This window comes from uncultured Mediterranea sp. (genome assembly GCF_902493215.1).
Lineage (GTDB): Bacteria > Bacteroidota > Bacteroidia > Bacteroidales > Bacteroidaceae > Bacteroides.
The window spans coordinates 226,672-242,474 of sequence record NZ_CABUOL010000001.1 but is presented as its reverse complement, the minus strand read 5'-3'; the positions used below and the strand labels follow the sequence as shown (position 1 = coordinate 242,474).

General features: G+C 44.3%; 9 protein-coding genes. All 9 read left to right on the top strand.

The annotated features are described in order from the left end of the window. Positions 1-7: 7 nt before the first annotated feature. The gene (locus RDO88_RS00905) at positions 8-1,051 is read left to right on the top strand and encodes a DUF5627 domain-containing protein (RefSeq protein ID WP_307757556.1); all 1,044 of its coding nucleotides are present in this window, start codon (positions 8-10) and stop codon (positions 1,049-1,051) included. A gap of 19 nt (positions 1,052-1,070) precedes the next feature. After that, positions 1,071-2,804 (top strand): endo-1,4-beta-xylanase, encoded by a 1,734-nt coding sequence (locus tag RDO88_RS00900; protein ID WP_307757555.1) that lies wholly within the window; start codon positions 1,071-1,073, stop codon positions 2,802-2,804. 123 nt (positions 2,805-2,927) lie between these two features. Then, positions 2,928-5,036, top strand: a complete 2,109-nt coding sequence (locus tag RDO88_RS00895; protein WP_307757554.1) for a BACON domain-containing protein — start codon at positions 2,928-2,930, stop codon at positions 5,034-5,036. A gap of 20 nt (positions 5,037-5,056) precedes the next feature. Next, positions 5,057-7,729, top strand: a complete 2,673-nt coding sequence (locus tag RDO88_RS00890; protein ID WP_307757553.1) for a hypothetical protein — start codon at positions 5,057-5,059, stop codon at positions 7,727-7,729. 91 nt (positions 7,730-7,820) lie between these two features. Further along, positions 7,821-9,920 (top strand): polysaccharide lyase family 8 super-sandwich domain-containing protein, encoded by a 2,100-nt coding sequence (locus RDO88_RS00885; RefSeq protein WP_307757552.1) that lies wholly within the window; start codon positions 7,821-7,823, stop codon positions 9,918-9,920. Positions 9,921-9,947: 27 nt separating this feature from the next. After that, entirely contained in the window at positions 9,948-11,111 is a 1,164-nt protein-coding gene (locus tag RDO88_RS00880) for an alginate lyase family protein (RefSeq protein WP_307757551.1), read from the top strand. A gap of 64 nt (positions 11,112-11,175) precedes the next feature. Next, positions 11,176-13,359: a polysaccharide lyase family 8 super-sandwich domain-containing protein gene (locus RDO88_RS00875; RefSeq protein WP_307757550.1), complete on the top strand. Its 2,184-nt coding sequence runs from the start codon at positions 11,176-11,178 to the stop codon at positions 13,357-13,359. A 701-nt stretch (positions 13,360-14,060) separates the two neighbouring features. Continuing rightward, a complete protein-coding gene (rimP, locus tag RDO88_RS00870) occupies positions 14,061-14,528 on the top strand; it encodes a ribosome assembly cofactor RimP (RefSeq protein WP_307757549.1) in 468 nt (155 codons plus the stop codon). A 4-nt stretch (positions 14,529-14,532) separates the two neighbouring features. Beyond that, on the top strand, positions 14,533-15,792 hold the full coding sequence (gene nusA, locus RDO88_RS00865) for a transcription termination factor NusA (protein WP_307757548.1): 1,260 nt from the start codon (positions 14,533-14,535) through the stop codon (positions 15,790-15,792). Positions 15,793-15,803: the final 11 nt, after the last annotated feature.

Sequence of the window (15,803 nt, the reverse complement as noted above, 5' to 3'; positions counted from 1 at the left end):
ATTAGATATGAAAATGCTTAAGAATCTATTGATATTGTTGACAGGCGGAGTGTGCCTGACCTTATTTTCATGTAAAAATTGGGACATCGATTTTCCTGATTATGAAGGTGGAGTTTCTGTCTACTTCCCTTATCAATATCCTGTACGTACTATTGTACTAGGTGAGGATAATTATGACACAAGTTTGGATAATCAGCATAAATGTAAAATTTATGCTACGATGGGTGGAGCCTATGAAGGGCGTGATATTAAATTGGATATCGCTGTAGATAATACATTGTGTGATAATTTATTTTTCGAAGATGGTTCTAGTGTACTTCCGATGCCAGAGAATTATTACTCGTTAGCAGATAATAAAATCTATTTTAATGGTGAACATCAGGGAGGTGTAGAAGTTCAGTTGACTGATGCTTTTTTTGCAGATCCGGCTGCGCTAAAGAACACATACGTAATACCTGTTGTTATTAAGAATCAGACAGGTGCAGATCGTATATTGTCAGGTGTACCTCTCATTGAGGGTGATACTCCTGTACGTACTAATTCTTCATATTGGGACGTAAAGCCGATGGATTATGTTCTTTATTGTGTGAAATATATTAATCCCTATCATGCGTATTATTTACGTAGAGGCATTGATAAGATAACAGAAAATGGTAAGACAACAACAGTCGTTCGTCATCAGCCTAATGTGGAGAAGGATGAAATTTGTTCGACTACGACTCAAACTTTGAATTCAGTGATTTTCCCGGTTACAGTTAAGCACGTTGATGAAGCCGGAACTCCCACAGATTTAACTTGTAATCTATTGCTGACATTTAATGAAAAAGGAGAATGTGCCATAACATCTGCTAGTAGTCAATATACGGCTACAGGGTCTGGTAAATATTTAAAAGATTCTGAAAAACTTGCATGGGGGAATAAAGATCGAGATGGTCTCTATTTGGATTATCAGATTGATTTTAAAGTTAAGCAAGTTGCTACTAAAGATACTTTGGTTTGGCAGAGAAGGGGAGTTGTTCCAGAAGAATTTACACCGAAATATGTAGAATAACTAATTCAAAGATTGAAACATGAAGAGTTATAAAGCTTTATTATATGTGGTTTCTGTATTAGGTATATCTGCCTCTTGTGCAGAAAACAATTGGGCGGATTTTGAGGTGGAAAAACCAGAAGATATTATAAAATATGAATATCTAAATGAATATTCTACTTTAAGATCTTATGTAGATGATGCTTCTCTTGTTAGTGTAGGAGCTGCAGTAAATACTTCAGATATTATTAAAGAGGAAATACTTTATGGTTTGGTAGGTTCGAACTTTAATGAGTTATATCCTCTTAGCGGTATGTGGCATGGAGATTGTGTTCAGAATGATGGGAGTATGAATTTTCAGTCGATGAAGAATTTTTTTGAAAGTGCCCAAAAGGTAAATATGACTGTTTTTGGACATGCTATTTGTAGTTCTGAGAATCAAAATGTGACTTATTTGAATACTTTACTTGCTGATAAGCCATTGCCTGATGAGCAAACAATTCAGACTCGTTCTTCCGCTATGAAAAAAGAATATCTGGTGAAGACTGATTTTGAGAATGGATTGACCATAGAAGGAGGGAATTGGAGCGCTTGGGGAGATGCGATAAAGAATCATGGTAATTTCTGGAAAGTTGTTGACGGTGAAGGCTATAATGGGACTAAAGGATATAAGATTATAGTTGGCAGCGGTTATGCTGCTACGAAAGGTCAAACGGTTGTGCAATTCTCGCCAGAAATTCCTGCCGTAGAAAATACAACTTATTATTTGAACCTGAAAGTAAAGGCCAGCAGAAATTGTACAATATCGTCGGAATTTAGAGAAAATGGAAGTTCTAGTGCAATTGGAAAATTTACTCCAAATATTGATGTTTCTACAGAATGGAAAGAAGTTACAGTTTCTTGCCCAAGCGTATCAGGTAATATTTATCGTTTTTATTTGAATGTGGGTGAGGTTGATGGTACAATTTGGTTTGATGATATTTCTGTGTATTATGAGATAGCAGGTGGTATTCCTCAGACTCCTGAAGAAAAGAAGGATACTTTAATCTGGGCTATGGATCAATGGATTGGTGGCTTAATGGAAGTTTCAAAAGATATAGTGCCTAACTGGAATGTAATAGATAAACCCTTGGCCTCGGTTGATATGGATGGTGATGGTTACTATGATTTACAGTCGGTTAGTAATGGAAATGACTCTGATTTTTATTGGGGAGATTATTTAGGAGCGGATTATCCAAGGATAATTGTAGAATTGGCACGTCGGTATGGTCCTGAAAATTTAAATCTGTATATAAATGAAACGGATCTGATTGCAGATTCTGATAGATTGAAAAGTCTGATACATTGGATTAATCAATGGGAAAGTGATAATAAAACGATTATAGACGGTATTTCAACAACGATGCATTTGACATATATGATTGATGAAGCTGCTCAAAAGGTTCAGGAAGAACATATAAAAAACGCTTTTGCACAGTTGGCAGCAACTGGTAAGTTGATTCGTATATCAGCTCTTGATATGAATATCGTAGATGTGGCTGGTATAGAAGTTCCTGCATCGAATCGTACGTTGGAACAAGAGAAAAAGATGTCAGATTTTTACACCTTTGTGTTGTCTACTTATGCAGAACAAGTTCCTGCAAAGCAGTGGGGAGGAATTGTGAAAGAGAAGATTGTTGATGATGAGAGAGGATTATGGTCTAAAGATTATATGCGTAAACCTGTTTATGCAGGTTTTGCGGAAGGTTTACGCAGCTTTTCAAAGTCTAATTGATTTGTAACTAAAAAGAAGAATGTACCATATTGGCTACTTGCTGTAGGTACATTCTTCTTTTATTTTTAACATTTAAATGAGGTTACTGATATGCGGTGTGTTCGAATAAAATATTCTAGTTTTTTGCTGTGTCTTGTATTGCTCTTTATTCCTATTATATTTTCGTTTTGTTCGGATGATGTAGAGAATAATGTTTCATTACAGTTAGGGGAAACAACATTATTCTTTGGACCGGAGGGTGGAGAACAAAGTGTGAATGTAACTTCAGCTGGAGATTGGGAAGTCAAAGTGACTGCTGGGTCAGATTGGTGTACTTGTGTATCTGATCGTTCTATGCTTATCATAAAAGTTGCTGCTAATAATACCGGCGAGAAGCGTATTGCTACGGTTCTAGTTTCCAGTGGTAGTCAAAAGAGCGAACTGAGAATAGAACAGGAGAGTGTTGTTCCTGAATTGGAGCTACGGCCAAGTTCACTGCAGTTTACAGCGGAGGGGGGTATTCAGGAAATTAACATTGATTGTAATGTTGAGTGGAAAGCAGAGGTGGTAACATCTATGACAAACTGGGTAAAATTTGATGTGAAAGAAGGTACAGATGATGTTCTTGTTGTAACGGTAGATGCCAATTCTATAACTCGTCAACGGGTGGCAATGATTCGTATTACGGCAGCAGGACTTAAAGAAGATATAACTGTTATTCAGGATTTCATGACTTCTTCTATTGTTTATCCACAAGTCGAGACTAGTTTTGATTTGGTCTTACTGGAAGATGAATTCGGTACAACCTTACCTGACTTTAGCCATGTTGGGTATATGGGAAGTGAAGTCCCAATACCAGAGGGTGTACCTGTGAAAATAACCTTGACGTCTCCTGGAGAAAGCGAGGATGCTACAGCTCTGATACAAAAGGCTATTGATGAATTGTCGGCTATGCCATTAAATGGAGATTTCAGGGGAGCTATATTGTTGAAAAGTGGTATTTATCGTATCCAGCATGAGTTGTATATACAAAATAGTGGAATCGTATTACGTGGTGAGGGAAATGATGAAAATGGTACTAAATTAATCGCAGCAGGTGTGAAGGATGGAGACGAACATCATAGACTGATTAATATTAAAGGAAGTGGACAGCTTAATCCTTCTGCTCCTGCGGCATATAATATAAAAGATGATTATGTACCTGTTGGTCGTTTCTGGGTAACTGTTAACAATGTAATGGATTTCCATGAAGGAGATCATGTGACTATATTCCGTCCTGGGACAGATAACTGGATTCATGATTTACGGATGGATCAAATATATGCACCTGGGGACAATAGTGGATCTAATTGGACTGCCAAGGGATATAACTTGGATTATGAGCGTATTATTATACGAATAATAGGTGATACACTCCATTTTGATAACCCGATTCTAATGGCTATGGAAAAGAAATATGGTGGAGGCGCTGTTTATAAATCAGAAATACAAGGTCGCTTAAGTCATTGTGGAATAGAAAATATGCAGATAGTTAGTGAATTCGATGAAACTAAGAAGGATAAAACTGGATATTTTAATGATGAGGATCATAGTTGGACTGCAGTAGATATAACTAAGACGGAGCATAGTTGGATTCGTAATGTCACCTCTCGTTATTTTGCCTATGGACTGGCTGAAATTAGAGATAAATCTCTTTTTGTTACAATTGAAAATTGTAAGTGTTTGGATGGTGTCGCAAAACGTGAAGGTGGCAGACTTTATTCTTTCTTGATATCAGACGCTTCAGCATGTTTAGTTCGGAATTGTGAAACGTCTCATGGACGTCATGATTGTGTTACAGGTTCTAAAGGTGTTGGTCCCAACGTATTTGCTAATATAAAAATAAGAAATGCCCATGCTGATACAGGACCTCATCAGCGTTGGAATGTAGGAACGTTATATGATAATATAGATAGTGATGGAGATATACTAGTACAGGATCGTGGAAATTGGGGAACTGGCCATGGTTGGGCAGGAGCCAATCAGTATTTATGGAATTGTATAGCTAAAAGAATTTGTGTTCAAAGTCCATGGGTTTCAGCCAAAAATTATAGTATTGGAACTAAAGGCACTAAGAATACAGGGACACATAATAATACAGATAGGCCAGATGGTGTTTGGGTAGAACAAGGAAAAACAGTTTTGCCACAGTCTTTGTTTGAGGCGCAGCTGGAATTGCGTATTAGAAGCGGACGATTGTATCATTCAAAATAAGTATAATATAGCTGATAAAGATGCATAGATTCAAATTGTCTTTTATTATTCTGATCAGTCCATTCTCTTATATTATGGGTGGCGATTATCCTCATATTCTTGTACACGATGATGATAAGTCTGTTGTGCTTGATAAAATAGAGAAGGAACAATGGGCTCATTCGATTTTCGAGGAGGTCCAAAAACGTTTGGCTGTGTACGTAGAGCGGCATAAAACAGATCCGAACTGGATTCTGGACCGCTATCTTATGAATAGGGTACCAGGAAAACGTTATACTCATTTTGTATCTGATCGTGAGGGAACGAGGTTGGTGGAGTATAAAGGGGATGCACCTGTTCCTACGATTCGTGTGGCTTCGCATAAGCGTACTCCCATTACGCCGGAAGGAAAGCCTTATGTGGCTCCTAAGATCGAAGATGTTGTTCCTCAAGATACTTCCATGAACATGAACTTGTTGAATCCTTCTACAAAACAGTTTGAAATGGTGGATCCGCAACAGTATGTGTCTAAAATAAATGGGGAAATAAATGAATTGGCCTACGAGGCAGCAGTTCTTTATTGGCTTACTGGGGATGAGTCTTACGCTAGATTTGCAGCTGATATTTTGAATCAATGGGTGAATGCTGCTGTTTGGCAATATCCGATTGAGGGACCGGGAAGAGTCGGTTATCTGAATATTCAGACATTAGGTGATGAGAACTCCAAGCCTTTGATTCTGGCGTATGATTTCTTGCACCCTTATTTGTTGGAAAAGGAATACTCTTTGAAGAATTATGATACGGTATTCGAACGCATTGCTTGGACTTTGTCTTTCCGTGGATTTGCTACGAATAACTGGTTCGCGGCAGAAAGTTCTACATTGGTGGCTGCGGCTTTGTCTTTGTCTGATAAGTCCAAACGTGATTATTATCTGGGATTCTATCTGAAAAATGATACAGTTTCAAATGGATGTGGACAGTTATCTTTGCCTTCAGCTGCAAAAATCTGGTTTACCCCCGATGGCCATTGGAAAGAGCCTGGCGGGTATCATAATTATCCTGTATCCAAATTAATGGAGGCGGCAATGATGTTGGAAAATAATGGCTATGAGGTGTTTAAAGAATATCCAGTGTTGTTGCAGGCGGCTTATGTGATGTTGAAATATTCTTTCCCGGATATGACGGCTTCTGCTTTTGGAGATACAGGACGTCCGATGCAAAGTATGGGATGTCTTGAAATTGCGATTAAGATGGCACAAAAATATTCACTGCCAGTATTGCCAGATTTGATAGGTGCTGCCTGTTTGTTTGAGTCCCGCGTTGGGTATGATCGTTCTAAAGTAGGAATAACGGGATTGCTCTGTTATCTTCCTCAATTACCTCAAGGTGTTTCTTTATCGGATAGTTTATGGAGGCGTTCAGAAAAACTGGATTTTGCCTCTTGTTATCTGCAACGTAATGGAATGGATGTTAAAAACGGTCTGATGTTTGTTGTACAGGGTGCTTCTTATAATCATAATCACTCCAATGGTATGAGTATGGAGTTGTACGGCAAAGGTACGGTTATGGGGATTGATCCAGGTAACGGACCTACGTATGAGCATCCTTTACATGTAAATTATTATACGCAATGGGGAGCACACAATACGGTTGTTGCTGGGGGAACTTCGTATTCTCTTAAACCGTTTTTGGGATCTGGAGGTAAAAAGGATATTGGCGAAATAGAATTATTGTCTATGGAACCAGAAGTAGGTTGTAAAGCTTTGTCAGATCAGATTTCATATACATATACACAATATTTCGAAGGTTTTACTAAAACTAATCAGAACCGCTTGATGTCTATTTTTCGTGTAGATAACGAACATGGCTTTTATGTGGATATTTACCGTTCTGACCATTCTGTTTGCAATGATTATCTTTATCATAATATCGGAGAACAGGTTGAACTATCTGATTTTTCAGGGAATATGATTAAAATGTCTTCTGTGGACTCTTATCCTACTATTGGCAAGGATTATCCTGGCTTCCGCTATTTTACTTCTGTGCGTACGTCAGGGATGTTTGAGGAAGGTGTACATGCAGTATTCTCTGTAGAACATCTACCTGCTGGCTCGGGATATATGCATATGTGGATGCCTGCTACTTCTGGGGTAAGTTATTTTACGGCATTGGGATTGGAGGCGAAAACTGCTATGTCTTCTTATCGGACGAAGAAAGTTCCATTGGTTTCGATTCGGATGGAAGGGCCGGCAGAGAAAGAACCGTTTATGGTAGTGTATGAACCGACTTCTGTAAAAGAGGGAGGTATCATCCATTCGGTTGAACGTTTACCCATTTCATCTGTCTCGGCGGCTACAGCCCTTAAAGTGAAAGATAAAGAAGGAGGAGTCTATATCTTTGGCAATTCCAATAAAGGTAAAGCTGAAATAAAGGGTGGCCAGACTTTTATGGGAGATTTAGCTGTGTTTGCCGAGACCAAGGAGAAGAACATTCTTTATTTGGGAAATGGGGAGTGTGTGGAGAACAATGACTTTCTTGTAACATGTGAGAAGGGGATGAAAGGAGATGTTACACTAGAATATTCTGATGAAAGATTATTGATACGGTCTAATGTTCCAATTGTTGTTAAGATAAAAAACGAACGGATTAGAGGGAGGTTGAATCTGAAAAAGGAGATTGTATATAATCAGGCTGCTGATGAAATTTTTGAATAGAACTTCTTATATTCCTATGAAAGCTAAACTTTTTATTTGTTTTTTGCTGGTTGCATTTTGGAGCATAGGACATTTATGGGCAACTGATGATGTGGAAGTATTACGTCGCTTGTTTGTCAAGCAGGCTCTGTCTTCACGTGTAGATGCTGAAAGAGTCAAACAGGTCATGAATACCCTGACCTCTGACGGTATTTGGCCAGGAATTGATTATACAGATGTCTCCCGTACTGGTTTCCGCCATACCATCCATCTGGACAATCTGCTGCTGATGGCACGTGCCTACAGGCAGACGGATTCGCCTTTTCGGGGAGATAAGCGGTTGCGCGAGAAGTTCGATCTGGCCTTGAAGTACTGGCTGGCACACGATTTCCGTTGCGAGAACTGGTGGCACAACGAGATCGGTACGCCCAACTTCTTCATTTCCCTGCTGCTGGTGATGGATGAAAGCTTGACGGACGAGCAGAAGAAAGGTATGCTTCTTATAGCCCGGCGGGCCAACCTGAACGCTTGGGGAGCCAGACCCAGTGGCGACCGTATCAAGATTGCCGGCATGCAGGCCAAGACGGCTTTGTTCTGTCGGGACGAGGCAGAACTGAAAATGGTGCTGATAGTGATTGAAGGTGAAATCAAACTGGTGGCACCGACGGAAAGAGGGATACAGGCCGATTATAGCTTTCATCATCGTGTAGACCGTGTCAACAATACGTTGTCATACGGATTGGGCTACGTGGATGCTTTTGCAGAGTGGGCCTCCAGTGTATATGGCACCAGGTACGCCTTTTCGGAAAAGGCCGTCAGACTGGCGGTCGATTATTATCTGGATGGTATCTGCAAGCAGATGGTGTGTGGTCGGATAGAAGATCCGGGCATTCAAAACAGGGATATTACGCGAAAACATGGCAGACTGGTTTTCTCGTCTGTCACCCCCTCACGACTGATGAAAGTTACCACCTACAGACATGGAGAACTGGAAAATGTGGTTAAGGCCAGAGAAGGGAAGAAGTATACGCCCGCTTCGTTTGCCAAGTTCTTCTGGCAGAGTGAACACTTTGTATTCCAACGTCCTCATTTCTATACGTCGGTACGCATGTTTTCTTCCCGAAACAGAAACATGGAGGAACCTTATAACGGTGAAGGATTGAAGAACCATTTCAGAGGGGACGGTACTAACTACCTGTCCTTGGATGGGGAAGAATATGTAAATTTGGCCCCTGTCTACGACTGGTCATGCATTCCTGGTGCTACAACCGTCCGCCTGGCCGAGATGCCCTCCGAGAAGGAGATACAGAAAAAGGGGGAAATGGATTTTGTAGGCGGTGTGACGGATGGCTTGTACGGAGCTGTGGCTTTCGACTTCTCCAGTCCTCATAATCCGTTGTATGCCAGAAAAAGCTGGTTCTTCTTTGACGACATGTATGTTTGCTTGGGAGCGGGCATCAAATCGGAGGCCGAATTCCCGATTGTGACAACCGTGAACCAGTGCCGCCTGTCAGGCGAGGTGATGGTCGGAGCATCGGATGGGAGGAATGTATTGACTTCAGGCCGTTTTTCTTCTGATTGTCTTCGTTGGGTCTGGCATGATTGTGTGGGCTATGTTTTCCCCTTCGCACAGCATGTTGAAGTGCAGAATGGACAGGTACAAGGAGCTTGGGCCAACGTGAACCGACAAACCAGTTCGTCCAAGGCAATCGTCACGGACTCTGTTTTCAAATTACTGGTCAACCATGGAAAGTATCCGCGTGGAGAGGAATATGCTTACTATGTGGTTCCGAATGTCGATAGGGAAAGTCTTTCGCGTTATGTGAAAAACGCTCCTGTGCGGATTTTGTCGAACACCCGTCAAATGCAGGCGGTGGAGCGTCGGGACGGCAAACTCCTTTATGCCGTGTGCTATGAAGCCGGTCGGTTGGATTGTGGAAAAGGGAATTCGATTGAAATGAATACGCCCGGCCTGTATATGGTGCACTTTGATATGCGGGGAAAAATACGTTCGTTGGCGGTGTCCGACCCTACTCGCAAGCTGCCGTCCATGCGGTTGTCTGTAAAAGGACATTGCTTTCCTGTTGATAAAGCATTGCTTTCATCTTGCGAATACAATGCTTTGTCTGATGTAACCGAGATGGTAGTCCAGATGCCTCAAGCCGAATACGCAGGGAGGAGTGTTGTTATTGAATTCGAAGCAAAGAAGTAATAAATATAAAGAATCGGAAAGTCCGTTATGAACAAAAGATTTTTATTGTTGCTACTATCTGTCGTTTGTGCAGGGTGGGTGTCGGCTCAGGAATCCTACCGATATCTGAGCCTGGATATGAAACGGATGGAGGAAGTACGTGCTACGGAGGCCGGCCGGAGTGAAAGGGACGGTTGGATAAAACGGGCCGATGAACAGCTGAAGAAAGGACCTTATTCGGTTACCTATAAGAAAGCTCTTCCGCCCAGTGGCGATAAGCATGATTATATCAGTATGGGCCCTTATTGGTGGCCTAATCCGAAGACGGCCGACGGCTTGCCTTATGTCCGCAGGGATGGAGAACGCAATCCGGAAAGGAACAAGTATTCGGATGCCAGCCAATTGTCGAAAGTGATAGACGGCGTCTTTACTTTGGGAAATGCCTATTATTACACGAATGACGAACGGTATGCAAAGAAAGCATTTGGGTTGGTAGACACTTTTTTTGTGAATCCGGCTACCCGCATGAATCCCAATTTGAAATACGGGCAATTTATTCCGGGCATCTGTGAAGGGCGGGGCATCGGAATCATTGAGACACGATTTATGGGCCGTTTGCTCGAAGGGATTACTTTGATGCACGGAGCTGAAAGCTGGGACAAACATGTGTATGAGGGGCTGAAGCAATGGGTTGGGGAATACCTGAACTGGTTGCAGACCCATCCGTATGGGATCGATGAAAGCAAGGCACACAACAATCATGGAACTTATTATGATACCCAGTGCGTGGCTATGCATCTGTTCTTGGGGCAGGTGGACGAGGCAAAGCGTCTGATTGTGGAGTCAACGCAGAAACGTCTGCAGAAGCAGGTAGCTAAAGATGGAAGCCAACCGCACGAACTGGAAAGGACGAACTCTTGGGGGTATGCGACGATGAACCTGCAAGGCTTTATCCTTACGGCGAAGATGGGAGAAAAAATAGGCGTGGATTTATGGCATTATACGCACGACGGACAGATGTATCTGAAGTCGATGATCGACTGGTTTGTCCCTTTCCTGAAAAAAGAAAAGGTATGGACGTGGAAGCAAATAAGCAAGGCAAAAGTCGACGCGATGGAGGATGTCTTGCGGACGGCGGCGCTTGTGTATGGCGACCGGTCTTATTCTGAACTGGCCGATAATCTGCAGCCTATTCATGAACATATCCAGTAGATAAAGAAGGAGGACTGAGTAAAAAGAATGTGTGGTTCAATAGTATAAAAACAATATAATAGGTATGTGTTGTAAAAAGATAAGTATCATTGCTGCTTTACTGGTTGTTTGTTCTCTGTTGGGTTGTAATCATGCTTCTTGGGCGGACAGCGGAACAGGGGATTTGCTGAAAATCAAGGAAAATTTCAAGAAAGTCTACATCACAGGTTCGCCCTTGGCAGACGGACTTCAAAAGGGACTGGAGGCCAATCCGCCGGGTTTTGGCGTATCGGACAGAGTGGTGATGGAACTTCAGCAGCGGGTTCCTTTCAGTAAGGCTTTCATTGAAGAGCTGCTTGCCAAGCAAAATGAGGAGGGGGCCTGGACGGATATCAATTACGCCGACAAGACCCGTTCGGGTTGGGAGCCCCGTCTGCATCCTGAACGCATTTTGGGCCTGGTGAAAGCCTGTCAGGATGAAAACAGTGAGTATTATCAGGCGGAAAAGGTGATTCGGGCCGTACACGCTGCTTTGGGATTCTGGTTCAAGGAAAAGCTGAAATGCCCGAACTGGTACTACAATCAGATTGGTGTGCCGCGTACGCTGGGTGTAGCCTTCATTTTGTTTGAAGAACATCTGACGGCCGATGAAAGGAAGCAGGCCGTCGAACTGATGAAAGATTCGCGGTTTGGCATGACGGGGCAGAACAAGGTATGGCTGGCCGGCAATGTGATGATGCGGGCTTTGCTCGAGAATGACCAGGCTCTGGTTCAACAGGCGCGGGATACCATTGTGTCGGAAATCCGTACAGGGCAGAAGGAAGGCATCAAGGACGACTGGAGCTTCCATCAGCATGGCCCCCAGCAACAGTTCGGCAACTATGGCCTGGCCTATATCAGCAGCATGAGCCTTTTCTCCGGCCTGTTTGCTGGAACCTCGATGGCTTTTTCGGATGAACAGTTGGGCATCATCGGCTCGTTGCTCGACAAGGGCTATCAGTGGGTGATCTGGAAAGGCAATATGGACGTCAGCGCTTTAGGGCGTCAGCTGTTCCGGTCGGCACCCGAGCATAAGGCTTTGGGAGCAGCTTTTGCCGCCGTAGAGTTGGGAGGCGGGAAAAACCGTTTCTGCAATGAAGTGGCCGAGAGGATGACGCGTAACTGCTTCAGCCCGAAGAAGAATACGCTGGTGGGGCACAAGCACTTCTGGCAGTCCGACTATACCCTCATGAGGCAACCCTCCTGGATGGCTTCCCTGAAAATGGCTTCTACGCGCGTACTGGGCACAGAGAGCATGAATGGAGACAATAAGAAAGGATATTATCTGGCAGACGGCGCCCTGTTCGTCTATGGTAGCGGGCGGGAGTATCTGAATATCTTCCCCGTGTGGGATTGGAGAAAAGTGCCGGGTGTCACGACGTATGCGAGCGATGCTGCCGTACCTGTGTTGAAGAAGTCATACTATCCCGGCAACGGGTCGGACTTTGTCGGAGGCATTTCGGACGGAAAGCAGGGACTGAGTGTGATGGAGTTGAAGCGTGACGGGCTGACCGTCCGTAAGTATTGCCTGTTTACTCCCGAAGCGCTGGTCGTTTTGGGAAGTGGCATACAGTCGGACAGCCTGTTGCCGGTGACCACCTCGATAGAGCAGTGCTGGGCCGCGGATGAGGCCGAGGTATGGACCGATGGCGCATGGAAGAAATTGCCCACCCGTCAGACGTTTGCTGGGAAAGGCCTCCGCCTGCTCCATGGCCAAAAGGGATACATCATACCGGAGGGACAATGCGTGGCCGAGGTGGAAGAAAGGAGCGGCCGTTGGAACGACATCATGCAGATTTATAGGGAGCAGACAGAAGAAGGGAAAGTGTTCAGCCTTTATAGGAATCATGGCACTCGTCCGAGCGGAGCTTCCTATCAGTATTACATCCTGCCCCAGGCCGACCGGAAGGCGGTGGAGCGTTTCTCTACAGACGACTTCAAGGTAATGGTCAATACGGAGAAAATGCAGGTGGTGCACGTGGCCAAGGAAGACGCCTGGTGGATTGCAGCGTGGGAGAAAGGAACGTTCACTTTGGAAGCCTCCCTTCGGGTAGATGTCCTCACTCCGGGACTTTATTGCATCAAGCGGCAGGGCGATTCGTACCGGATACTCTGTGGCGACCCTACACAACAACGCGATTCATTGGTGCTGGAAATCAACGGCGTGAAGAAAACCATTCAGTTGCCCCAGGGAAAGGACAGGGGGACGACGGTCGCTTGTAAACTCTGAGCGTCTGTTCTCGATGGTTCGCATGAATGAGGATATATCAAAATAGCATCACTTCATTTTGACATATCCTCATTTATTTTTACATAAAAGGAGGAAGTCGCGAACTGTTCCGTCCGATGAAACGAACTTCTCCTGAGGATGCCATTTTTCAGGTAGGACCTGAAGACCTTTCAGTCCCTACCTGAAGACCTTTCAGGTTCTGCCTGAATAAAACCTGAAAACTTTTCAGGTAAAATGAAAACTACACCTGAAAAAAATGAGTACTGTTTATCAGTGATTTACGAGGCCTGCTCATCTCGGCAAGCCTTCTTTCAGGAAGGACGGATGTCGGAAGGGGTGGTTTGTTCTTGGACGTAGTGTTTTTGTCGATTTTTACTTGGTTTTCGATTTTTATTTATTATTACATTCTGCGGCCTGTATGAGATTGCTCTGCCATTGCAGGTAAGTCGGCCTGCCCTCTGTCTGTTATTTTTCTCGAAGAGACTGGAAGACGTTTCGGAGCAAGCCTTCGGTCTTGCATGAGACAGCTTTCGGAGGGCTTTCTGTAAAAAGCATCGGCTTCCATGGCCGATTTTTCCCATATTTTTCTCCGTAATATTTTGTACTCGAAGAGATTATTTATATCTTTGCCGTCGGAAACGGATGAAAGGTGGAGGGGCAGTCAAGCTCCTCTTTTTTATTCTTATACGGTTTAATCTGGTATGATAGAGAAAAAAACGATTTGTGAACTTGTAGAAGAGTGGCTGAAGGACAAAGACTATTTCCTGGTCGAAGTTACAGTAAGCCCTGATGACAAGATTGTGGTGGAGATAGACCACAAGGACGGTGTTTGGATTGAAGATTGTGTGGACCTGAGCCGCTTCATTGAGTCGCGCTTGAACCGCGATGCCGAAGACTTCGAGCTGGAAGTGGGTTCGGCCGGTATCGGGCAGCCCTTCAAGGTGCTGCAGCAGTACATCAACCACATTGGCGAAGAAGTGGAGGTGCTGACCAACGACGGACGCAAGCTGAGCGGCGTGCTGAAGGAAGCCGACGAACGGCATTTTATCGTTACCGTTCAGAAGAAGGTGAAGGAAGAGGGGATGAAACGCCCGAAGATGGTGGACGAGGACCTCGACTTTACGTACGAAGAAATAAAATATACTAAATACTTAATCAGCTTTAAATAAGATTATGGCCAAGAAAGAAGAAACAGTCAGCATGGTTGACACATTCTCGGAATTTAAGGAACTGAAGAATATAGACAGAACCACGATGGTGAGCGTGCTCGAGGAATCGTTCCGCAGTGTGATTGCGAAGATGTTCGGTACCGACGAAAACTATGACGTCATCGTGAACCCTGACAAAGGCGACTTTGAGATATGGCGTAACCGGGAGGTTGTGGCCGACGAGGACCTGACCAATCCCAACCTTCAGATACCTCTGAGCGAGGCTCAGAAAATCGACGCTTCGTATGAAGTGGGCGAAGAGGTGACCGATGAGGTGAACTTCGCCAAGTTCGGCCGGAGAGCCATTCTGAATCTGCGCCAGACGCTGGCTTCCAAAATATTGGAGCTGGAGAAGGACAGCCTTTACAATAAATACATCGACAAGGTAGGAACGGTGGTCAATGCCGAAGTCTATCAGATCTGGAAGAAGGAGATACTTCTGCTGGACGATGAGGGCAACGAGCTGCTGCTGCCCAAGACCGAGCAGATTCCCAGCGACTTCTACCGCAAGGGCGAGACGGCACGCGCCGTGGTGGCCCGTGTGGACAACAAGAACAACAATCCCAAGATTATCCTGAGCCGTACGTCGCCCGTGTTCCTGCAGCGTCTGTTCGAGATGGAGGTGCCCGAAATCAACGACGGTCTCATCACCATCCGCAAGATTGCCCGCATCCCCGGCGAGCGTGCTAAGATTGCTGTCGAAAGTTATGACGACCGCATCGATCCCGTAGGAGCTTGCGTGGGCGTGAAGGGAAGCCGTATTCATGGCATCGTGCGCGAGCTGCGCAACGAAAACATCGACGTCATCAACTATACGTCGAACATCCAGCTCTTCATCCAGCGTGCCTTGAGCCCGGCCAAGATCTCGTCCATCCGCCTGAACGAGGAGGAACACAAGGCCGAAGTCTTCCTGAAACCCGAAGAGGTGTCCCTGGCCATCGGTAAGGGAGGTTTGAACATCAAGCTGGCCAGTATGCTGACCGAATATACCATCGACGTCTTCCGCGAGATTGACGGAACGGTAGAGGACGAAGACATCTACCTTGACGAGTTCCGCGACGAGATTGAAGGATGGGTCATTGATGCCATCAAGGGTATCGGCATCGATACGGCAAAAGCCGTGTTGAACGCTCCGCGCGAAATGCTGATCGAAAAGGCCGACTTGGAAGAAGAAACGGTAGACGAGGTGCTGCGCATACTGAAACAGGAGTTTGAAAAAGAGTAAGGAAAGTGCTG

Bases quoted from the DNA above. Each gene is read 5' to 3' on its own strand.
- RDO88_RS00905 (WP_307757556.1), top strand. From the start codon at position 8: ATGAAAATGCTTAAGAATCTATTGATATTGTTGACAGGCGGAGTGTGC.
- RDO88_RS00900 (WP_307757555.1), top strand. From the start codon at position 1,071: ATGAAGAGTTATAAAGCTTTATTATATGTGGTTTCTGTATTAGGTATA.
- RDO88_RS00890 (WP_307757553.1), top strand. From the start codon at position 5,057: ATGCATAGATTCAAATTGTCTTTTATTATTCTGATCAGTCCATTCTCT.
- RDO88_RS00880 (WP_307757551.1), top strand. From the start codon at position 9,948: ATGAACAAAAGATTTTTATTGTTGCTACTATCTGTCGTTTGTGCAGGG.
- RDO88_RS00875 (WP_307757550.1), top strand. From the start codon at position 11,176: ATGTGTTGTAAAAAGATAAGTATCATTGCTGCTTTACTGGTTGTTTGT.
- rimP (WP_307757549.1), top strand. From the start codon at position 14,061: ATGATAGAGAAAAAAACGATTTGTGAACTTGTAGAAGAGTGGCTGAAG.
- nusA (WP_307757548.1), top strand. From the start codon at position 14,533: ATGGCCAAGAAAGAAGAAACAGTCAGCATGGTTGACACATTCTCGGAA.